Source organism: Streptomyces sp. CNX435 (assembly GCF_059570575.1).
Genome location: NZ_JCANTA010000007.1, coordinates 261,542 through 280,429 on the forward strand (window position 1 = coordinate 261,542; position 18,888 = coordinate 280,429).

Consider the following 18,888-nt stretch of genomic DNA (forward strand, 5'->3'; position numbering starts at 1 on the left):
AGTGAGTTCTCCCTATGTGGCCCAGGCCGGTGAGCACGAGCAGCTGGAGTGGATCGGTGGCGGGATCATGGAGGTTCTGCTCAACGCGAAGCACACCGGTGGCCACCTGAGCATGTTCCGCTCGACCGTGCCGTCCCCCACGGCATCACCGGTACACGTGCACCCCCACGAGGACGAGATCTTCGTGATGCTCAGCGGCAGCGGTCTGGTCTGGATCGGTGACCGCCGCTTCGAACTCCACGCCGGCGGCATCGCCTTCCTGCCCCGCAACATCCCCCACGCCTACCGCTTCAGCTCCGACAACGTCGACATGCTCGCGGTCGCCACCCCCTCGGGCATGGAGGGATTCTTCCGCGACGCGGGCTGGAACCGGTCCCGGCCCAAGCCCGCCGGCTGGGCCGTCACCCCCGAGGCCCTGGGCAGGGCAGCCGCCGCAAACGGACAGATCGTCCTCGGACCACCGGTCGCCGCCAACGAGATGATCCCGGCACACCTCCTTGAGACGGACGCGTGACCCCCACAACGCCCCGCTGATCCACCCCGACCTCACCACCTTCGTACGGAACGCCGCCATGGCGGTCGATGCCGGCTGCGGTGCCGAACGAGGAATTTAACCTCCCACTTACTTTATATACCGGTATGCCGGTCAGGAAGTGATCATCATCATGAAGGCAACACGTGGTCCAGCGGACGAGATCGGCCCACCAACCATGCGGGTGGCAGACCACCAGAAGGGGCCGGGAGCCTACGAGGAATCGCTGCGTTTCGCCGTACTGGGACCGGTCAGGGCATGGTGCGGTGACCGCGAGGTGGAGCTGGGCTCCCCACAGCAACGAGCGGTGCTGGCGGCCCTGTTGCTACGACGCGGGCGGCCCGTCACCGTCGCCGAACTCGTGGACGCCGTATGGGGTGACGGGCCACCGCCCGCGGCCGTGTCCGTGCTGCGCACCTACGCCTCGCGGCTGCGCAAGGTACTGGAACCCGGGCGCGACGCCGGCGGGTCGTACCAGGTGATCGTCTCGGCCGCGGACGGATATCTGGCGCACGTTGCGGAACGCGCCCTGGACCTGGGCGTGTTCGAGCAGCGGGTCGCCGAGGCGAAGCAGCTGCGCGCCGCGGATGCGGTGCAGGCCGCCGCGGATGTGCTGCAAGTCGCGCTCGACGGGTGGGAAGGCACGCCGCTGGCCGGCCTGCCCGGGCCGCTGGCCGAGGCCGAGCGCTCCCGGCTGGCCGAGCAGCGGCTCACCACGCTGGAGACCCGGCTGGAGATCGATCTCCAGCTCGGCCGCCACAGCGAGGTGATCGCCGAGCTGACCGCGCTGACCGGTGAGCACCCGCTACGGGAACGGCTGTGCTGGCTGCTCATGCTGGCGCTGCACCGGGCCGGGCGGCGGGCCGAGGCACTGTCGGCGTACCGCGGGGCGCGCCGCACCCTGGTAACGGAGCTGGGTATCGAGCCCGGTGCGTCGCTGAGGGAGCTGCATCACCGCATTCTGTCGGCCGACGGGTCACTTGCTCTCTCCGCGCCGGGAGAGAGGGCCGATCCGACGGGGCCCGCGGCCACCAGGCAGGCCCCCCGGACGGCACAGTTCCCCTCCGACCGGTCATCCTCTGATCCGGAGTCCGAGGACGGGACGCCCGCGGTCGCCAGGCCTCCACTCCGCCCTGCGCAACTGCCCGCCGATCTGGCCACCTTCACCGGCCGGCAGGCCGAACTGCAGCGGGCCGAGGCCCTGCTGCCGGACGACGGTACGCAGCCGGCCGCCGTGCTGATCAGCACCATCGGCGGCATGGCGGGTATCGGGAAGACCGCCCTTGCCGTGCACTGGGCGCACCGGATCGCCCACCGTTATCCGGACGGGCAGCTGTACATCAACCTGCGCGGCTTCGACCCGACCGGGTCCGCGGTGCCGCCGGCGGAGGCGGTGCGTATCTTCCTCGACGCGCTGGGGGTTCCCACGCAGCGCATACCGGCGGCGGTGGAGGCGCAAGCGGCGCTGTACCGCAGCCTGCTCGCGACCCGGCGGATGCTCATCGTCCTGGACAACGCCCGCGACAGCGAGCAGGTCCTGCCGCTGCTGCCGGGTGCACCCGGCTGTCTGGTCATCATCACCAGCCGCAGCCAGCTCACCCACCTCATCGCCAACAACGGGGCGCAGCCGCTGACGCTGAACCCGATGACGCCCACCGAGGCCCACGGCTTCCTGGTGCGCCGCGTCGGCGCCGCGCGGCTGGCGGCGGAACCCCAGGCGGCGAAGGAGATCATCACGCGCTGCGCCCGGTTGCCGCTGGCCCTGGCCATCGTCGCCGCGAGGGCGGCCACCAACCCCGGCTTCCCGCTCAGCGCCATCGCCAAGGAACTGCGCGACAACCGGGGCAGCCTCGACGCCTTCACCGGCGGCGATCTCAACACGGACGTACGGGCCGTGTTCTCCTCCTCCTACGAGGCGCTGGCCGTCCCGGCCGCCCGGCTGTTCCGCCTGCTGGGCCTGCACCCAGGGCGCGACATCTCCGCGCCCGCCGCGGGCGCCCTGGCGGGGCTCCCCGTCCGCGAGGCCCGCGGCCTGCTCACCGAACTGACCCGCGCCCACCTGCTCATCGAGCACACACCGGGCCGCTACACCCTGCACGACCTGCTGCGGGTCTACGCCACCGAGCGCGTACAGGCGCAGGAGACGCAGGAGGAGCGGGACCGGGCGGTGGAGCGGCTGCTGTCCTGGTACCTGCACACCGCCGACGCCGCCTACCCCCACCTCACCCCGCACCGCCGCCGGATCCCGCTCACGCCGCTGCCGGCGGACTGCCGTCCGCTGGCGTTCACCGCGCACGACCAGGCGCTGGAGTGGTGCGAGACCGAACGCCCCAACCTGATCGCCGCGGTGCACCAGGCCGTGGCGACCGGCCGGGCGGGCACCGCATGGCGGCTGACCTCGGCGCTGTGGGGTTTCTTCTATCTGCGCAGCCACCTCCACGACTGGCTCGACATCGCCAGCACGTCCCTCCACGCCGCCCGCGAGGACCGCGACCGGGTCGGGCAGGCGTGGAGCCACGGCGACGTGGCCGCCGCGCTGACATCGATGCGCCAGTTCGACGAGGCCATCATCCACCTCCGGCAGACGGTGATCCTCTGGCGGGAACTCGGCGACATCCGCGGCAGGTCCCGGGCCCTGTCCAACCTGGGCCACACGTTTATGGAGGCGGGCCGGCACGACAAGGCCGTCGAGTACGGCCGCCGCGCGCTGGCACTCCACCGGGCCAGCGGCAACCCCTGGGGGCAGGGCGTCGTCCTGGTCAACCTCGGCGACACCTACCAGCGGCTCGGCCGGTACGACGAGGCCACCGACCACCTCCAGGAGGCGCTGACCATCCTGCGCGCCATCGGCGACCGCTGGGTCGAGGGCATCACGCTCGACATCCTCGGCACGGTCCAGTACCGGCTCCACCGCCACGACGACGCGATCGAGTACTACCGCCAGGCGCTTGAGGTGCACCGGGACGTCGGCAACCGCTGGGTCGAGGGCGGCACCCTCGACCACCTCGGCGACGTCCTCCTGGACACCGGTGACCCGGAGGGCGCCCACACCACCTGGCGGCAGGCGCTCGCGGCCTTCGAGGCGATCGACCACCCGGACACCGAAGAGATCCGCCGGAAACTCCACGACCTGGACGAACGAGTGCAGGGCGGTCGAGCACCGTGACCACGTACGCCGTGCTCACTCCTCCCGGTGACCGGCCGGTGCGGGTGAACCGCTGGCCGAACCGAACCGTTGTTCCCGGCAGGCGGCGCGCTGCCGGCGGAGCGTGCCCTCACCATCTGACTGGAAAACGGACGTCCATGGCCAAGTATCCCGAACCGAACACTTCTCAAGTACCGGCTCCTGCCGTTCCCCGCAAGACCGGCTATCGAGCCGTCATGGGCCAGACCCTTTTCGAGGAAGGCACCAACTGGCGCTTGATGAGCCGGGTCGCCCGGTACATCGCCAATCTCCCCGACGCAGATTTCCAGGACGCCCGTGCCAGCGCCGGACCCATAACCGTGCGCTTCGGCCGCACCCTGGATCGAAGCGTCGGCGAGTGGCATCCGCGAAGCCGGACGGTCCTTCTGAACCCCTATCACAAGAGCGTACGGGAGCACGGCAGCAGCCTCCTGATGGGAACCGCGGTGTTCGAGATCATCCACGCCGCCACGGAACCCACGCGCGAACTCATCGAAACGCACGCCCGTATCGGCAATGCCGAAGAACTGGCCGCGGCCGAAGGAATCACCCCCGCGGGTTACTACGCGCGCGCGATGGCGAGCCTGGAGTTCGGCAACATCCAGATCCACCGGCGGATCATGACCAACATCGGCAAGTCGGGCACCCGGGCCGACTTGTTCCACGGGGAGAACCAGGAATTCGACGTGTACTACAACATGCAGGCGCGCACCGGGCGCACCCGCGGTCATGAACAGCGGTACCACGTCCTGCGGCAGTCCTCTCCCGGACTTTCCTGACGGCCCACCGCACACCGTGCGGCATGCCACAGTGCGGCACGTGCCACGTGAACGGAGAGACGCAGATGCTGGAACCGGGTGGACCGGAGGCCGAGTTCCGGGGTGATCGCCGGAGGCCGACCCGGCGGGGGTTCCTCGGCCTCGCCGGCGGTGCGGGCCTGCTGCTCGCGGGGTGCGATTCGGGCGGAGACGCAGGCTCCGACGACGACGACGGCGGCGCTGCCGGAGGCACGTCGGGCGACGGCCCCGGGGCCGGAGACCGGCCCGCGGCCCCCCGGGACGTGCTGGGCGTGAACTTCAACGAGCAGCCGATCGGGACCACCCCCGCGGTGCTGGACGGCCTGCGCGCGAAGTGGGTCCGCGGCTTCGTCCCGCTGACCGACCTGGACACCGTGCCGGCGCCCCGCCAGCCCGTGGTCAGCACCCTGCTGTCCTTCGCCGGCAACGGCTACGGCACCGTGCTCTCGCTGAAGTTCCCCCACCAGGACAAGCCTCTCCCGCAGCCGGGCACCAGCGCGATGGACGCTCAACTCACCCGCCTCGACACGGTGCTGGACGCCGCACTGGACAAGGTCGACATCCTGGTCATCGGCAACGAGCCGTTCCTGGAGACGCGCACGCAGGACCGCGCCACCCTCCTCAATCCTTTCTACGAAGCCGTTGCCGCGCATGTGATCGCCGAGCGCAAGAAGCGCTTCGGGTCCGACTGCCGCACCCGCCTGTACATGGGCGCCCTCAACCGCCTCGACGACCCCGATTGGCGCACCCCCGCCGTCAACGACTGGCTGGCCCACGTCAAGGCCACCCCCGAGATCGAGGGCGTGGACATCCACCCGCACGTCAGCGCCGTCGAGGAGGCCGAGGCGTTTACGAAGCACGTGCTGCCCCGGATCCGCTCCGATCAGCTCTTCCTGGCCACCGAGTTCTCCCTGGTGCACTGGTGGCGGCAGCACTGGCGCGAGCCGGTCCCCGCCGTATACGCCAACCGCTACGGGGTGCCGGCCGGCACCCCGGTATGGAAGGAGGTGCGGAACGCCGCCGCGCGTCCCGTACCGCAGCAACGATGGCACGACCTGCTGATGAACAGCCCGTGGTTCACGTCACGCCAGGACTACCTGACCGACCAGGTGCGGCGGTTCCGTGCCACCGGACGGCTGGCGGTGGCGACCTACGGCGGGCTCCAGGGGCCCGCCATGGTGCGCGGCATCGGGCCGGAAAAGATGCCGTGGCTGCTGAACAGCCTTCACGCCAACCGTGTCGCCAAGCGGTCACCGGCAGGCGAGTTGGCACGTAACCCCGTGTTCTTCGACGACTTCCGCGCACTCCAGTCTTCCTCCGGCAAGAAATGAACAAAGCCCCGGGCACCGCGCGGCGGCCACTCGCCCAGTCCGTACCGGAAATGGTGAACCGAAACTCCGGCAGCCCCGTGGTGCTTGTCGACGGCAGAACGTGTCCAGCGGGAGGTGCTGAATCCAGTGCTGACTGCCGATGGCTCGGCGGCATAGGAACCGCTCCGTGTTGATGCACCGAGCCGTTGCTCACGCGCCGACAGCGCCCAGAACCCGAAGAAGTGATCGCATGTTCGCCGCTTCACACAAGGTCCCGCACCTCACCGTCGAGGACTTGTTCTGCGCGCCCGTCCGCACCGCCGCGTCGATCTCGCCCGACGGCACCAGGATCGCCTACCTGGCGCCATGGCGGGGGCGGCTGAACGTGTGGGTGGAGAGCGTCGACGCGCCCGAGGAGGCGTGCCGCGTCACCGCCGACGGAAACCGCGGCGTCCACGCCTACCACTGGGCGGACGACCCGCGGTGGCTGCTCTACGAGCAGGACGGTGACGGTGACGGTGACGAGAACCGGCACGTCTTCCGCGTCGATCTGGAGAACCCGGACGGCGAGGCGGTCGATCTCACCCCCTTCGCCGGCGTCAGGGCCACGGGCTTCGAGACGACTCCCGCCCGCCCCGGCAAGGCGCTCCTGCACCTGAATCACCGGGAGCGCACGGAGTTCGACCTCTACGAACTCGACATCGCCGCCGGTGAGCTGACGATGCTGGCACAGAACCCCGGCCGGGCCGAGGGCTGGCTGTACACCCCCGGCGGGGACCTGTACGCCCACGGCCCGACGGACGACGGCGACATCCAGCTGTCGAGGTGGGATGCCGGGAGGGACACGTGGCACCCCGTCGTGACGTTCGACGGCTCCGACTACCCGCTGGGCATCCAGCCGTTCCAGGTCACCCCGGACGGAACCGGGGCGTGGATCGGCTCCAACCGGGACAGCGACCGCACCCGCCTGATCAGGCTCGACCTGGCCACCGCGGAGGAGAGCGAGGTCGACGACCACCCGGTCCTCGACCTCGACCCGCGGCACACCGTCTTCCCGTCCCTTCCCTCGCCGCTCATCCTCGACCGGCGCACGGGGGAGCTTGCCGGGGTGCGTTACCTCGGCGAGCGGCAAGTGATCCGCGCGCTCGACCCGCACTTCGCCGCCGTGCTGAAGAACCTGGAGAAGCTGTCGGACGGCGACCTGGCCGTCGTGTCCGGCGACGAGAACGGACAGCGCTGGGTCGTCAGTTTCACGCACGACCGCGACCCCGGTGTCACCTACTTCTACGATCACTCCACCGGCGAGAGCCGGCTGCTCTTCCGGCCGTATCCGCACCTGGTCCCCGGAGCGCTGGCTCCGAAGACCCCGCTCACGGTCTACTCGCGCGACGGACTCGCCCTGCCCGCGTACCTGACGCTGCCCGTGGGTGCGGACCCGGCGGGGCTGCCGCTGGTCCTGCTGGTCCACGGCGGGCCGTCGCACCGCGACACCTGGGGCTTCGACCCCTTCGAGCAGCTCCTGGCCAACCGCGGCTACGCGGTGCTCCAGGTCAACTTCCGCGGCTCGTCCGGCTTCGGCAAGGCGTTCACCAAGGCCGGCATCGGGGAGCTGGCGCCGAAGATGCACGACGACCTCGTCGACGCCGTCGACTGGGTGGTGGAGCGGGGCTACGCGGACCGGAAGCGAGTCGCCATCCTGCGGGGCGCGAACGACGTACCCGTTGCCAACGAATCCGACCGGATCGTGGACGGGCTGCGCGCCCGTGGAGTCGAGGTCGAGTACCTGGTCAAGGACGACGAGGGCCACGGCTTCGCGAATCCGGAGAACGACATCGACATGTAACGCGCGGCCGACCGCTTCCTCGCCCGGCACCTGGGCGGAAGCCTGCGGACCAAGCTGGTGAACCTTCACCCGAGTGAAACGTCCTATGTCCCCCAAGGAGGAAATGATGACGCGTACTGACGAGATCACACCCCTGCCGAGCACCGATGTCGGTGTCCTGGTGCCGGTCACCGTGAATTATGACGATCTGGATTCGATGGGCGTGCTGCACAACAGCCGATACGCGGTGCTGGTTGAGCGAGCGTGGGTGACCTATTGGGGTGACCGTGGCTTCGTCGGCGACTCCGGCCTCGATGGAGATGCCTTCAATTTCGTCAAGACGTTCACCATCACCTTCGACCTCCCGATAGGGAAGATCGGTGAGTTCGCCGTACACCTGTGGATGGAGCGCCAGGGCAACACCTCGTGCACCGCGGGCTACCGGGTGTGCTCAGCCGACGGGGACACCACGTACGCGTACGGCAGGCGCACGATCATCTGCATCGACGCCACCACGCTCAAGCCGACGCCGTGGTCCGACCGGGCTCGAAAGGCCGCCCAGGATCTTGAAGTGCCGCACGGCGAATCTTGAGCCGGGTGTCGGGTGGCAGCAGTTCGTGAATCACGCCGCAACCGCGTGGATGCCCGCGGGATCCGCGGCGGTCGTGTGTGTTCGTCAGGCTTTTGTAAGGCGGAGAGGTCTGTGAATTCTCTTTGTGAGGGCGTCGGATAGGGGTATGCACATGCGTTTCCGTCCTCCATCGTTTTCGGGGCGTCTGCACGATGCCCGTACCGCTACCGTCGTCGGGCGCCTGCTCGGCCTGGCGGTACTCGTCCTGTTCCTCACCGGGCTGATAAGCCATCTGCTGCAGGAGCCGCCGGGGTGGCTGGTGGGGCATCTGCCGACCAGGCCGGTGTCGGGGTACCGCGTCACCCAGGGGCTCCATGTCATCTGCGGGATCGCGACGATCCCGCTGCTGCTGGTGAAGCTGTGGACGGTGTATCCGCGGTTGTTCGAGTGGCCTCCGGTGCGCGGGGTCGGGCACGCGCTGGAGCGCTTGTCGATCGCGGTGCTGGTCATGGCGATGACCCTGGAGATGTTCATCGGGCTGCTCAACACCGCGAAGTGGTACCCCTGGCCGTTCTCCTTCCGGCCGGTGCACTACGCCCTGGCCTGGGTGATCGTCGGCGCGCTGCTGGTGCACCTGGCCGCCAAGGCACCGAAGATCGCGGCCAACTGGCGCCGCCCCCGCACCCCCGCCCGCCCGCACCCGGACACCGCACCCGCCGCACCTGCCGCACCCGCCGAGCCGGTTGCGCTCGCCGTGCCGGACGTGCCGGACGGGCCGGACGGGCCGGGTGCGGCGGCCGGGCCGGCTGCGGCGGATGAGGAGGCGCGCGCTGTCCAGGCCGACCGCCGGTCCCTGCTGGTCGGTCTCGGTGTGGCGGTGGGCACGGTGACCGTCGTGACGGCGGGCCAGTCGGTGACCCCGCTGGCCCCCCTGAACCTGCTGGCCCCGCGCCACCCCGACCACGGCCGGCAGGGGCTGCCCGTCAACCGCACGGCCCGCGCCGCCGGCATCAGCCGCCAGGCCGTCGCCGCCTGGCGGCTCAAAGTCGACGGCCCCACCGGCTACGAACTGACCCTCGATCAGCTACGCGCCCTGCCCCAGCACTCCGCGACCCTGCCCATCGCCTGCGTGGAGGGCTGGTCGAAATCGGCCCACTGGGAAGGCGTGCGGATCAAAGACCTGCTGCACCGGGCCGGACTGCCCGACGGCGCACGACTGCGCGTCATATCACTGCAGACCCGCGGCGGATACGGCATCACCGAGATGGACAGCACCTACACCCGCGACGACCTGACCCTGCTCGCCCTGCGACTCAACGGCGACACGCTGGCACCCGACCACGGCTACCCCGCCCGCGTCATCGCCCCCAACCGCCCCGGTGTCATGCAGACCAAATGGGTCACCCACCTGGAAGTGATCTCCGGATGAAACCCGCACGGATAACCCCGATGACCGTGATCCGCCTCCTGCTGATCACCGCCGGGCTCGGCCTGGGAGCAGTCGGCATCGAACACCTCCTCACCGAAACCCGGGCGGGCACCGCCCGCGACGTACTGCTGTGGGCCACCGGCACCCTCGCCCTCCACGACGGAGCGCTGGCACCGGCGACACTCGCCGCCGGACTCCTCCTGACCGGAGGGAAACTGCGCGGCGTGTGGCGCGCCGGACTGCTGACCGCCGGGACGGTCACCCTGGTAGCACTACCCGTGCTACTCCGCCCCGGCCAGCCCACCGACCCCTCCGTACTCCCCCTCAACTACCCACTCGGCCTGACCACGGTCGTCGCGGCCACCGCCGCGGCCACCGCCGCAACAGCGGCCTGGCAACACCGCCGGCACCGCCACACACCACCACCGGCCACACCGCAGCCGGCTTCGGCACGGCGTCGGCTCCGCCCCTGGCGTTGAGTCAGTCTCCTGCTGGCTCCGTTGTCGCCCGAGGAGGTCCAGGTGGCGCGGGTCCTGTGACGTGTATGTCGTCGCAGTCGTGGTCGACGTGGACGGCATGGCCGGCCTGGGTGAGGGTCGCCAGTAATGCGTAGCGCAGGGCCGCCCGGATGCCGTCGTGCTCGTTGCGGCCACGTCCAATGGGATCAAGTTCCGCGCCGGGCTCCCACTGCACCACCACGCCGTCGACGTTGCGCCGCACGTGCAGCCCCGCCGCCCCTTCCGCACCCACCATCGCCGGACCCACAAACCGGCCAGTAGCGACGGCGGCATCGCAGGACCGTGTGTCACTGGTCGTCGTCGGTGTCCGACCGGTTCTCGCGGCGTGCACCGCCCGGGAGCATCTCCTGGAGCTTGGACTTGACGCCCTGGCGGACCATGGCGGCGCGGTCGCTGTCGCCCTTGAGCACGGACGCCGCGGCGGCCTCGATCTGGTCGAGGGACGCGTGCGGCGGAATGGGGGGCACGGACGGGTCGGTGTGGAAGTCGAGGACGTAGGGCCGTTCGGCGGCCAGCGCGGTCTCCCAGGCGTGCTGCACCTCGTCCGGCTTGTCCACGCGCACGCCGCCCAGGCCGAGGGAGCGCGCGAAGTCCGCGTACGCGACGTCGGGCAGGTACTGCGAGGGCGGGAACTGGGGCGCGCCGTTCATGGCGCGCATCTCCCAGGTGACCTGGTTGAGGTCCTGGTTGTTGAACACCGCCACGATCAGCCGGGGGTCTTCCCAGTCCTGCCAGTACTTCTGGATCGTGATCAGCTCGGTGAGACCGTTCATCTGCATCGCGCCGTCGCCGACCAGGGCGACGGCGGGGCGGTCGCCGCAGCCGAACTTCGCCCCGATCGCGTAGGGGACGCCCGGGCCCATGGTGGCCAGCGTGCCGGACAGCGATCCGCGCATGCCGGCGCGCAGCCGCAGGTGGCGGGCGTACCAGTTGGCGGCGGAGCCGGAGTCGGCGGTGAGGATGACGTTCTCCGGCAGCAGGCCGTTCAGGCTGTGCACCACGTACTCGGGGTTGATCGGATCGGCGTCGACCGCGGCCCGCCGCTCCATGACCTCCCACCAGCGCGCGTTCTTCTGCTCGATCTTCGTGCGCCAGCCGCCGTCCTCGGCCTGCCGCAGGTGCGGCAGCAGCCGTTGCAGCGTCGTGCGCGCGTCGCCGACGAGGTTGACCTCGAACGGGTAGCGCAGGCCGACCATGTGCGGGTCGACGTCGATCTGCACCGCGCGGGCCTGGCCGAACTCGGGGAGGAACTGGGTGTAGGGGAAGCTGGAGCCGATGACCAGCAGCGTGTCGCAGTCCTGCATCAGCTCGTACGAGGGCCGTGTGCCCAGCAGGCCGATCGCACCGGTGACGTAGGGGAGTTCGTCGTCGAGTACGTCCTTGCCGAGAAGCGCCTTGGCCACGCCGGCACCCAGCCGGTCCGCGGCCTCCATGACTTCCCACCGGGCGCCGCGTGCGCCCTGGCCGACGAGGATGGCAACCCTCTCGCCGGCGTTCAGCAACTCCGCGGCGCGCGCGATGTCGTTCTCGGCCGGGACGGGGGCGTAGTTCGACATGTCCAGACTGGAGGGCACCATCGTGAACGCGTGCTCGGGCGCGGAGTATTCGAGTTCCTGGACGTCGGCGGGGATGACGATGGCGGTCACCGTACGGCGGGCGATGGCGGTGCGCATGGCGCGGTCCAGGACGTTGGGCAGTTGCTCCGGGACGGTGACCATCTCGCAGAAGTCGGAGGCGACGTCCTTGTAGAGGCTGAGGAGGTCGACCTCCTGCTGGTAGGAGCCACCCATGGCGCTGCGGTTGACCTGTCCGACGATGGCGACGACGGGCACGTGGTCGAGCTTGGCGTCGTACAGGCCGTTGAGGAGGTGGATCGCGCCCGGGCCCGCCGTGGCCGCGCACACGCCGACCCGGCCGGAGAACTTGGCGTAGCCGACGGCTTGGAAGGCGGACATCTCCTCGTGCCGGGCCTGGATGAACCGCGGGCTGTTGCCGGCCCGGCCCCAGGCGGCGAGGAGGTCGTTGATGCCGTCGCCCGGATAGGCGAAGACGTGCTCGACCTTCCACTCCCGCAGACGTTCGAGGATGTGATCGGAAACGTTGGTCGACATGCTGTGGCCTTTCGACGATGGCGGGGCGGCCCTGCGCGGCGGTCGGTGCCGGCCTGCGGCACGCCGCGCGCCGCCCGCGGGCCGGCACTCGGCCATGCGGGTGAGAGCCGACGTCGCGCCCGGGGCTCTCAGCGCCCGAGCTTGCGCTTGAGCTCGGCCTTGTTCATATACGAGCGGCCATGGATGTTGCGGCGCCGGGCTTCCGCGTAGAGCTGGTCGTACGTGGGTCCCCCGGGGCCTGAGCGGGAGCGCAGGCCGCCCCTCCTCCCGGAGGAGATGTCCCTGGTGGACGTACGGCTTGCGCGGCGCGCCTCGCCGGTGCGGGCGCGTTCCTTGTTCACGGTGCGGGCCGCGATCTCCTTCGCCCGCCGGGTGCGCGTGCCGCGCCGTTGGGCGTCTTCCTTGATGTGCTCGTACTGGCGTTCTCGTTTAGGGCTGGATCCGCTCGGCATGACGCCTCCTGATGGCTTGTGCGGTCGGACCACACCATCGTGTGCCACCCCCAATGCGACATCAAACGGGCAGAACGCCCCCCGGCGGGCTGATCGCCCTCCTCGCATCGGACCCGGCAGGGCTGTGCGACCCGCGTCCGGCCGTACCCGGTACGCGCGCTCCGCGGGCCCGCCGTCCCTCCCCCGTGCCCCGCCGGTACGGCCCGTAGCTCCCGGATGGACCACCGCCACGTGCGGGGACACCACTGCCGCCACAGACTGTGCGTGTGCCCGAGCAACGTGACCGGCGGACCCGTCCCGCCGCGAAGTCCACCTCGAAACGAGCCTCCGGGGCCAAGGCCGCCGCGGTCGACGGGCCCGAGGAGGCCGCCCGACAGGCGTGCCGCAGCCTGGCGCGCCTCATCGACCATCCGACCGAAGGCGTGTCGGCCGTGCGCCGGGCCGAGGAGGGCTGGCTGGTGAACGTGGACGTGCTCGAAGTGCCGCGGATTCCGGACACGACCAGCCTGCTGGCGACCTACGCGGTGGAACTCGACACCGGGGGGCGCCTCGTCGAGTACGAGCGCATCAGGCGCTACCGGCGCGGCGCGCGGGACGACTGACGGCGGCGACGCGCACCCCAAGAAGAGGAAGGTTCCCGATGGCGACGACCACCACCACGTACAACGAGGCCGCGGTCTGCGTCCCGCGCGCCGGGAACCTCTACGACGTCCTCGAACTGATCCTCGACCGCGGCATGGTCATCGACATCTTCGTCCGGGTGTCGCTCGTCGGCATCGAGATTCTCAAGATCGACGCCCGCGTCGTGGTTGCCAGCGTCGACACCTATCTGCGTTTCGCCGAGGTCTGCAACCGCCTCGACCTCAACGAAGACGCCTCCAGCAGGACCGTCCCCGACCTCTTCGCGGGCATGTCCCGCCGTGCGGTCCCCGCCGGCGCCAAGAAAGCCGCCAAGTCCCTCGGCGGCCAGGTCAAGGAGGCGATCGGCATCGACGGAGACGAGGACGAGGACTTCGAGGACGACGAGAAGGACGAGGAGGAGACGGAGAAGGCCCCGCCTCGCAGGCGCAGCTCGGGCACCCGCTCCAAGCCGGCCAAGAAGAAGGCCGCGAAAACCTCCGGCCGTTCGAGCCGGCACTCCAGGGCGGCGTGAGCCGTGGCGTCCACTTCGCTCTACGTGTATGCCGTCGTCGACGCCGGCCTGCTACTGCCGCCCGGCCTGCGCGGTGTGGGCAGTCCGCCGGCCCGGGCCCGGCTGCTGCCGGCGGGCGAGCTGGCGGCGGTCGTCAGCGACGTGCCGCCCGGTCTGCGGGCACGCAGACGCGACCTGACCGGCCACCAGGATCTGCTGCTGGCCCTGTGTGCGGTGGCCCCTGTGCTGCCGATGCGGTTCGGTATGGTCGCCGACGGCGCCGGGACGGTTCGGCGCGCACTCGACGCCGCGGCCCCGACGCACCTCGCCACCCTGCGACGGCTCGACGGCCGCACCGAGATGAACCTCAAGGCCATGCCCGCGCGGGGCGGCGTCGAAGCCCTCGTACGGGACGACCCTGCCGTACGCCGACTGGCCGCGGACGTCCGCGGGCGGCCGTCCTACGAGGGCAACGTCCGGCTCGGCTCGGCGATCGCCGAGGGCCTCCGCCGGCGGGCCACGCACGCAGCCGGCAGCGTCGCGCAGGAGCTGGCCGTGCTCGCCGACGAGTGCGTACGCGGCACCGACGTCCCCGGATGCGTGCTCAACACCTCCTTCCTCCTCCCGCGTTCGCACACCGACCGCTGCAGAGAACTGGTCGACCGCAGGGCGGCCGAGCTGCGGGACCGGGTGGAGCTGCGGCTGACGGGCCCGCTGCCCTGCTACAGCTTTGTTCCCCGGGAAGGGGCCCGGCCCACCGCCGGCGCCGCCCCGCGGCCCGCGGTGGTGAGGAGCTGACATGGGTCTGCTGAGCGGGGTTCTGCTGCTGCCGCTGTTGCCGGTGCGGGGCGTGGAGTGGGTGGCGGACCGGCTGCTCGACGCCGCGGAGCGCGAGCTGTACGACCCGGGCACCCTGCGGGTCCAGCTCGTCGAGCTGAACCGGGCGTACGAGGCGGGGGAACTCGGCGAGGAGGAGTTCGAGCGCGAGGAAGAGCGCCTGCTCGACCTGCTGGAGCAGCCCGGTGCCGCCTTGCCGGTACCGCCCGGAGACCCCGGCGGCGCCGGCCATCCCGATAACCCTCCGAGTCCAGGAAGTGAGTCATGACGGACAGTTGCAAGACGACCGTGCTTGCCGGAGTCGCCGGAGGCTATCTCCTCGGCAGGACGAAGAAGGCCAAGCTCGCCCTCACTTTCGCCGCCCTCGTCGCGGGGAAGCGGCTCGCACCGCGGGCCCTGCGGGAACGACAAGCCGGGAAGACCGGCGACACGCCCCCGCTCACGGGGCTGTCCGGCCAGGTCAAGGACCAGATGATGGCGGCGGTCGGCTCGCTCTTCGACCGCCGTGTCGAGTCCTTCACCGAATCGCTGCGCGAGCGTACGGACCGCCTCGGTGCACTGGGGGAAGAACGCGAGGCCCGTGAGGACCGGGACGAGGAGGACCGGGACCGCGGCCGGCACACCGCCGCGGCGGACCGGCGGCCCCCCGGGCGTAAGAAGCAGACGGGCAGGGCCGGCTCCGCGGCCACCGGCCCGCGGAAGAAGGCTCCCTCCGGCGGCGGGAGCGGCAGCCGCGGTACGGGGAAGGGCGCGGGCAGGAGCACCGGCAAGAAGACGGCCGACCGGCCCCGCGGGAGGCAGCGCTCATGACACCTCAGCGCGGAAGTGCCGATACCGACGACAACGCCGGCCCCAAGCCGCTGGAGCAGTTGCGCGACCAGCTCCGGGAGTACCTGGGCGCCGCCGGCAAGCACGCGGTCGGCAAGGCCACCGACAAGCTCAGCGAACTTGCCGACCCCGGCAGACTCGCGCGCGGCGACGGGGGTGCCCTCGCCGAGACCGCCGCACGCGCCGCCAAGGGCGAGAACCCCGTGAAGGTACTGGCGACGGAGAAGGCCAAGGAGGCCCAGGAAAAGGTCACGGGCAAGGCGAAGGAAGCCCTCGGCGCGGGCGGCGGGAGCAAGCCCGGCGACCTCAAAGCCATCAACATCATCGAGCACGTCGACATCGGGCGGCCGCTGCGCGTGGTCTACGACCACTTCACGCGGTTCGAGGACTTCGGCGGCTTCATGAACGGCGTCAGCAACGTCACCCGGGACGAGGAGGACGAGACCAAGTCCACATGGAAGGTGCGCGTCTGGCCCTCCTCCCGCAGCTACGAGGCGACGGTCTCGGAGCAGGTCCCGGACCAGCGGATCGTGTGGTCGTCCGAGGGCTCGAAGGGCACCACCAGCGGTGCCGTGAGCTTCCACCGCCTGGACGACGAGCTGACGCGCGTCGCGGTGGTCGTCGAGTACTACCCCTCCGGGTTCTTCGAGAAGACCGGCAGCATCTGGCGCGCCCAAGGCCGCCGCCTCCGGCTCGACCTCAAGCACTTTCAGCGCTACGTCACGCTCCAGTCGGAGGAGGCGGACGGCTGGCGCGGTCAGATCCGCGACGGCGAGGTCGTACGCAGCCACGACGAGGCCCTGGAGGAGGAACGCGAGGAGGAGGAGGAGGAGGAGTACGAAGAGCCGTACGACGAAGAAGAGGACGAGGACGAGGACGAGGAGGAGGACGAGGAGGAGGAGGAAGAAGAAGACGAAGACGACCGGAAGGGGCGAGGGGGGCGGCGAAGGTGACAGAACGCATCGCTGAACGCCCTCTCTCCCACGCCCCCTCCACCCCCTCGGGTCCGGCCAACCTCGCCGACATCCTCGAACGCGTCCTCGACAAGGGCATCGTCATCGCCGGGGACATCAAGATCGACCTGCTCGACATCGAGTTGCTGACCATCCGCCTCCGCCTGTTCGTCGCATCCGTCGAGACGGCCAAGAAGGCGGGCATCGACTGGTGGGAGACCGATCCGGCGCTCTCCACCCGTGCACATCGCGACGCCGTCGAGGAGGAGAACCTGCGGCTGCGCGAGCGGGTCGCGGAGCTGGAGTCGGGCACGGAGGCCGACCGGCGCGAGCGCGACCGGGTGGGCTGGGAGTCCGTACGGAAGGGGCGCCACTGATGACCGGGACGGTGCCCGCGACGGCGCCGCCGGACGCACCCGCAGGCACGGCCACGTACGTCTACGCGGTCTGCCGTGGCGGTGACGAGTCCGCCCTGTCCGGGCTGCCGGGGCAGGCGCTCGGCTCGCCTGTGCGGCTGCTGCGGTTCGGCGGGCTCGCGGCCGTGGTGCAGGACGTGCCGACGGCGGAGTTCGGCGAGGACGCGCTGCGCGAGCGGCTGACAGACCGGACTGCTCTGGAGCGCTGCGCCCGCGCCCACCACGCCGTGATCACCGCCGCTGCCGCCACCGCGCCGGTCCTCCCCTTCCCCCTGGCGACCATCTATCACGGCGACGCACGAGCCCGGGCCGCGCTCGGCGCCGACCGGGGCCGTTTCACCGCGGCTCTGCGGCGGATCGCCGGCCGAGCGGAGTGGGGTGTGAAGGTGTACGCGCGGCCGGCCGGACGGCGCTCCGCGCCTGCCGCGCACGCACCGGCGGGCTCGGAGCACGAGCGCGCGGCGGCCCGCCCCGGCCACGCGTACCTGGACCGGCTGCGGAGCGTACAGCACGAGCGGGAGCGTCGGCAGGAGGCCGGTCTCCGGGCCGCCGAGGCGGTGGACCGGGCTTTCGCGGGCCTCGCCGTCGCCGGCCGGCGGCTGCGTCCGCACGACACCGCCCTCACCGCGGGGCGCGGTGCGCATCTCCTGAACGCCGCCTACCTGGTCGCCGGGACACGCGCCGGTGAGGTCGTCGACACCGTACGGCGGCTGCGGCGGAGCCCGGAGTGCCGGGACGTCGAGATCGAGCTGACCGGCCCGTGGGTGCCGTACTCGTTCGTGGACGAAGGAGTGAACGGTGCCGGTGGGTGAGCACGTGGGCGAGGTCGTCTCCTGGGAGGAGCCGGACCGCGGTGCACCGATCGGGGTGCCGCTGGTGGACCTGCTCGACCGCGTGCTGAACACCGGTGTCGTGGTCAGCGGCGACCTCGTACTGGCGATCGCGGAGGTGCCGCTGGTGCGCGTCTCCCTGCACGCGCTGCTGTCGTCCGTCAACGAACGCGTGGCCGCCCCGTGGGGAGGCGGTGGTCCGCTGTGACGGCCGGCTCGCACGAACCCGCCCGCGGGCCGGCCCCGGGCCGGCTGGACCTCGACCCCGACCGGGTGGGCCGCGACCTGGTCTCGCTGGTTCTGACCGTCGTGGAGCTGCTCCGTCAGCTCATGGAGCGGCAGGCGCTTCGCCGCTGCGACCAGGACGACCTCACCGACGAGCAGGTGGAGCGGATCGGTACCACGCTGATGCTGCTCGACGAGCGCATGGACGACCTCTGCGCGGAGCACGGACTGGCCCGCGACGACCTGAACCTGGACCTCGGCCCGCTGGGCACCCTGCTCGAACGCTGAGCCCGCCGGCCCGCCGCGCCCTACGGGACGGTCCGGCCGGGGTACGACACGGCGGCTGCCCTCAGCGGGCGGTGTCCTTGTGCAGGGGCACGGCGTCCCGCTGCCACCTGCTCGCGGTGCCGGTGATGCCCGCGCCGGCGGTGCCGGACCAGGCGCGGGTGGCGCGCTCGGTGATGGCGGCGGTCTCGGCCTTGGCCGCCGCGGAGATGGCGCCCGCGTTGGGCTCCTTGTACCAGGGGCGCAGGCGGATCAGCGCGGGCCGTACGCCGGTGGCCAGCAGCAGCGCGGTGCCCTTGGGCAGGGCGCGGATACGGTCCGCGGGCAGCACCGGGTCCAGCCGGTAGGAGTAGGAGCGGGAGGTGCCGTCCTTGCTCTTGGAGATCGACGGGGTGCGCACGTCGGCGTTGCCGACGAGCTTGGAGACCTTCTCCACGAAGTCGGCGTCGTCCAGGCCCGCGCCGAGCAGCTTGATGGTGGCAGCGCTCCACATCGCGTCCATGCCCGCATCACCCCACACCCGGCTTCCCTGGCGGTAACTCTGCAGCAGGGTGACGACGTTGATGCCGCGCGAGCCGAGATGGCTGTACAGGTCGGGCAGGTCGGAGATACGGCAGACGTTGGCGGCCTCGTCGAGGACCGCCGTCATCGGCGGG

At 71.0% G+C, this 18,888-nt stretch carries 22 protein-coding genes; 18 read left to right on the plus strand and 4 right to left on the minus strand.

The window, feature by feature from the left end; all coding sequences use genetic code 11:
- Window position 1: 1 nt before the first annotated feature.
- The 8 genes from T328_RS15615 (at window position 2) to T328_RS15650 (ending at window position 10,124) form a co-directional block, all read left to right on the plus strand.
- Window positions 2–514, plus strand: coding sequence for a cupin domain-containing protein (locus tag T328_RS15615; protein ID WP_496496626.1), 513 nt, complete (start codon window positions 2–4; stop codon window positions 512–514).
- Between the two features lie 151 nt (window positions 515–665).
- A complete protein-coding gene (locus T328_RS15620) occupies window positions 666–3,698 on the plus strand; it encodes an AfsR/SARP family transcriptional regulator (RefSeq protein WP_496496627.1) in 3,033 nt (1,010 codons plus the stop codon).
- A gap of 137 nt (window positions 3,699–3,835) precedes the next feature.
- A complete protein-coding gene (locus tag T328_RS15625; RefSeq protein WP_496496628.1) occupies window positions 3,836–4,495 on the plus strand; it encodes a hypothetical protein in 660 nt (219 codons plus the stop codon).
- Window positions 4,496–4,560: 65 nt separating this feature from the next.
- The gene (locus T328_RS15630) at window positions 4,561–5,844 is read left to right on the plus strand and encodes a hypothetical protein (protein ID WP_496496629.1); all 1,284 of its coding nucleotides are present in this window, start codon (window positions 4,561–4,563) and stop codon (window positions 5,842–5,844) included.
- A gap of 229 nt (window positions 5,845–6,073) precedes the next feature.
- Window positions 6,074–7,666 carry a S9 family peptidase gene (locus T328_RS15635; protein ID WP_496496630.1) on the plus strand — a complete coding sequence of 531 codons (1,593 nt, stop codon included), beginning with the start codon at window positions 6,074–6,076 and terminating at the stop codon, window positions 7,664–7,666.
- Between the two features lie 106 nt (window positions 7,667–7,772).
- Window positions 7,773–8,237, plus strand: a complete 465-nt coding sequence (locus tag T328_RS15640; RefSeq protein ID WP_496496631.1) for an acyl-CoA thioesterase — start codon at window positions 7,773–7,775, stop codon at window positions 8,235–8,237.
- 145 nt (window positions 8,238–8,382) lie between these two features.
- Entirely contained in the window at window positions 8,383–9,645 is a 1,263-nt protein-coding gene (locus tag T328_RS15645) for a molybdopterin-dependent oxidoreductase (RefSeq protein ID WP_496496632.1), read from the plus strand.
- A 20-nt stretch (window positions 9,646–9,665) separates the two neighbouring features.
- Window positions 9,666–10,124, plus strand: coding sequence for a hypothetical protein (locus tag T328_RS15650; protein WP_496496633.1), 459 nt, complete (start codon window positions 9,666–9,668; stop codon window positions 10,122–10,124).
- Between the two features lies 1 nt (window position 10,125).
- Here T328_RS15650 and T328_RS15655 read toward each other — a convergent pair whose 3' ends face one another.
- The 3 genes from T328_RS15655 to T328_RS15665 all read right to left on the minus strand — a co-directional run bounded on the left by T328_RS15655 (window position 10,126) and on the right by T328_RS15665 (window position 12,726).
- Window positions 10,126–10,398, minus strand: coding sequence for a hypothetical protein (locus T328_RS15655; protein ID WP_496496634.1), 273 nt, complete (start codon window positions 10,396–10,398; stop codon window positions 10,126–10,128).
- A gap of 52 nt (window positions 10,399–10,450) precedes the next feature.
- Window positions 10,451–12,274, minus strand: coding sequence for a thiamine pyrophosphate-requiring protein (locus tag T328_RS15660; RefSeq protein ID WP_496496635.1), 1,824 nt, complete (start codon window positions 12,272–12,274; stop codon window positions 10,451–10,453).
- A gap of 128 nt (window positions 12,275–12,402) precedes the next feature.
- Window positions 12,403–12,726, minus strand: coding sequence for a plasmid stabilization protein (locus T328_RS15665; RefSeq protein WP_496496636.1), 324 nt, complete (start codon window positions 12,724–12,726; stop codon window positions 12,403–12,405).
- 266 nt (window positions 12,727–12,992) lie between these two features.
- Between T328_RS15665 and gvpO the strand changes: the two genes are divergently transcribed.
- The 10 genes from gvpO to T328_RS15715 are packed head-to-tail and all read left to right on the plus strand — an operon-like array spanning window position 12,993 to window position 18,235.
- Window positions 12,993–13,328 carry a gas vesicle protein GvpO gene (gene gvpO, locus T328_RS15670; RefSeq protein WP_496496637.1) on the plus strand — a complete coding sequence of 112 codons (336 nt, stop codon included), beginning with the start codon at window positions 12,993–12,995 and terminating at the stop codon, window positions 13,326–13,328.
- A gap of 38 nt (window positions 13,329–13,366) precedes the next feature.
- Window positions 13,367–13,879, plus strand: coding sequence for a gas vesicle protein GvpJ (gvpJ, locus tag T328_RS15675; protein ID WP_496496638.1), 513 nt, complete (start codon window positions 13,367–13,369; stop codon window positions 13,877–13,879).
- Between the two features lie 3 nt (window positions 13,880–13,882).
- Window positions 13,883–14,656: a GvpL/GvpF family gas vesicle protein gene (locus tag T328_RS15680; protein ID WP_496496639.1), complete on the plus strand. Its 774-nt coding sequence runs from the start codon at window positions 13,883–13,885 to the stop codon at window positions 14,654–14,656.
- Window position 14,657: 1 nt separating this feature from the next.
- The gene (locus T328_RS15685; RefSeq protein ID WP_496496640.1) at window positions 14,658–14,963 is read left to right on the plus strand and encodes a gas vesicle protein GvpG; all 306 of its coding nucleotides are present in this window, start codon (window positions 14,658–14,660) and stop codon (window positions 14,961–14,963) included.
- Complete coding sequence (locus T328_RS15690; protein ID WP_496496641.1) at window positions 14,960–15,505, plus strand: hypothetical protein; 546 nt, start codon at window positions 14,960–14,962, stop codon at window positions 15,503–15,505. The genes T328_RS15685 and T328_RS15690 overlap by 4 nt, the downstream gene beginning before the upstream one ends.
- A complete protein-coding gene (locus T328_RS15695) occupies window positions 15,502–16,476 on the plus strand; it encodes an SRPBCC family protein (protein ID WP_496496642.1) in 975 nt (324 codons plus the stop codon). Before T328_RS15690 ends, T328_RS15695 begins: the two co-directional genes overlap by 4 nt.
- Window positions 16,473–16,853: a gas vesicle protein gene (locus T328_RS15700; protein WP_496496643.1), complete on the plus strand. Its 381-nt coding sequence runs from the start codon at window positions 16,473–16,475 to the stop codon at window positions 16,851–16,853. The genes T328_RS15695 and T328_RS15700 overlap by 4 nt, the downstream gene beginning before the upstream one ends.
- Entirely contained in the window at window positions 16,853–17,704 is an 852-nt protein-coding gene (locus tag T328_RS15705) for a GvpL/GvpF family gas vesicle protein (RefSeq protein ID WP_496496644.1), read from the plus strand. The genes T328_RS15700 and T328_RS15705 overlap by 1 nt, the downstream gene beginning before the upstream one ends.
- On the plus strand, window positions 17,691–17,930 hold the full coding sequence (locus tag T328_RS15710) for a gas vesicle protein (protein ID WP_496496645.1): 240 nt from the start codon (window positions 17,691–17,693) through the stop codon (window positions 17,928–17,930). The genes T328_RS15705 and T328_RS15710 overlap by 14 nt, the downstream gene beginning before the upstream one ends.
- On the plus strand, window positions 17,927–18,235 hold the full coding sequence (locus T328_RS15715) for a gas vesicle protein K (protein WP_496496646.1): 309 nt from the start codon (window positions 17,927–17,929) through the stop codon (window positions 18,233–18,235). Before T328_RS15710 ends, T328_RS15715 begins: the two co-directional genes overlap by 4 nt.
- A gap of 61 nt (window positions 18,236–18,296) precedes the next feature.
- Here T328_RS15715 and T328_RS15720 read toward each other — a convergent pair.
- Window positions 18,297–18,888, minus strand: a 592-nt coding sequence (locus T328_RS15720; RefSeq protein WP_496496647.1) for a TraG/TraD/VirD4 family protein, incomplete at its 5' end; no start/stop codon positions are given.

What these genes read in the sequence shown, in the direction of transcription:
- T328_RS15620 (WP_496496627.1), top strand. Translation starts at nt 666, where the DNA reads ATGAAGGCAACACGTGGTCCAGCGGACGAGATCGGCCCACCAACCATG.
- T328_RS15625 (WP_496496628.1), top strand. Translation starts at nt 3,836, where the DNA reads ATGGCCAAGTATCCCGAACCGAACACTTCTCAAGTACCGGCTCCTGCC.
- T328_RS15630 (WP_496496629.1), top strand. Translation starts at nt 4,561, where the DNA reads ATGCTGGAACCGGGTGGACCGGAGGCCGAGTTCCGGGGTGATCGCCGG.
- T328_RS15635 (WP_496496630.1), top strand. Translation starts at nt 6,074, where the DNA reads ATGTTCGCCGCTTCACACAAGGTCCCGCACCTCACCGTCGAGGACTTG.
- T328_RS15640 (WP_496496631.1), top strand. Translation starts at nt 7,773, where the DNA reads ATGACGCGTACTGACGAGATCACACCCCTGCCGAGCACCGATGTCGGT.
- T328_RS15645 (WP_496496632.1), top strand. Translation starts at nt 8,383, where the DNA reads ATGCACATGCGTTTCCGTCCTCCATCGTTTTCGGGGCGTCTGCACGAT.
- T328_RS15650 (WP_496496633.1), top strand. Translation starts at nt 9,666, where the DNA reads ATGACCGTGATCCGCCTCCTGCTGATCACCGCCGGGCTCGGCCTGGGA.
- T328_RS15655 (WP_496496634.1), bottom strand. Translation starts at nt 10,398, where the DNA reads ATGGTGGGTGCGGAAGGGGCGGCGGGGCTGCACGTGCGGCGCAACGTC.
- T328_RS15660 (WP_496496635.1), bottom strand. Translation starts at nt 12,274, where the DNA reads ATGTCGACCAACGTTTCCGATCACATCCTCGAACGTCTGCGGGAGTGG.
- T328_RS15665 (WP_496496636.1), bottom strand. Translation starts at nt 12,726, where the DNA reads ATGCCGAGCGGATCCAGCCCTAAACGAGAACGCCAGTACGAGCACATC.
- gvpJ (WP_496496638.1), top strand. Translation starts at nt 13,367, where the DNA reads ATGGCGACGACCACCACCACGTACAACGAGGCCGCGGTCTGCGTCCCG.
- T328_RS15685 (WP_496496640.1), top strand. Translation starts at nt 14,658, where the DNA reads ATGGGTCTGCTGAGCGGGGTTCTGCTGCTGCCGCTGTTGCCGGTGCGG.
- T328_RS15690 (WP_496496641.1), top strand. Translation starts at nt 14,960, where the DNA reads ATGACGGACAGTTGCAAGACGACCGTGCTTGCCGGAGTCGCCGGAGGC.
- T328_RS15695 (WP_496496642.1), top strand. Translation starts at nt 15,502, where the DNA reads ATGACACCTCAGCGCGGAAGTGCCGATACCGACGACAACGCCGGCCCC.
- T328_RS15705 (WP_496496644.1), top strand. Translation starts at nt 16,853, where the DNA reads ATGACCGGGACGGTGCCCGCGACGGCGCCGCCGGACGCACCCGCAGGC.